We start from the raw sequence: 509 nt of genomic DNA, 5'->3' as shown, positions 1-509 counted from the left end.
CAGTTGCCAGGCGTGCCGGTGCTGATGTTGTTGGGCGCGCTCGTGGGACTGCTGACCGGCTCAGTCTCTCCCATTCTCAACGCTGCCATCTACAACCGCACGCCGCCAGAACTTCTCGGCCGGGTACTCGGCACGGTCTCGGCGGTGATGCTGTCAGCCTCGCCCATGGTTATGCTTGCGGCCGGCGCGTTTGTCGACCTTGCTGGTCCGCTCCCTGGCCTCGTTGTATCGGCCGTGTTTGCGGGGCTCGTGGCTCTACTCTCGCTCCGTCTTCAATTTGCTACAATGGCGGCGGCAGCCACAGCCTCCGCCCCAACCCATACAGAAGGTGAACACTGATGCCCCGCCCCAAGCTCAAGTCCGATGACGAGGTACTCGAGGCCGCCACCGTAGTGCTGAAGCGTTGCGGTCCCATAGAGTTCACGCTCAGCGGAGTAGCAAAGGAGGTGGGGCTCTCCCGCGCAGCGTTAATCCAGCGCTTCACCAACCGCGATACGCTGCTGGTGAGG

At 63.1% G+C, this 509-nt stretch carries 2 pseudogenes; both read left to right on the top strand.

Annotation, left to right across the window (positions count from 1 at the left end):
* Positions 1-339, top strand: a pseudogene (mrx(A), locus tag R7Q09_RS28550) (macrolide resistance MFS transporter Mrx(A)); the annotation flags it as partial.
* Positions 339-509: pseudogene (gene mphR(A), locus R7Q09_RS28545) on the top strand (macrolide-binding transcriptional repressor MphR(A)); the annotation flags it as partial. The pseudogenes mrx(A) and mphR(A), both read left to right, overlap by 1 nt.

The organism is Vibrio sp. 2130-1, from assembly GCF_033339515.1.
The sequence above is the reverse complement of the archived record's forward strand: the minus strand, read 5'-3'. Positions and strand labels throughout refer to the sequence as shown.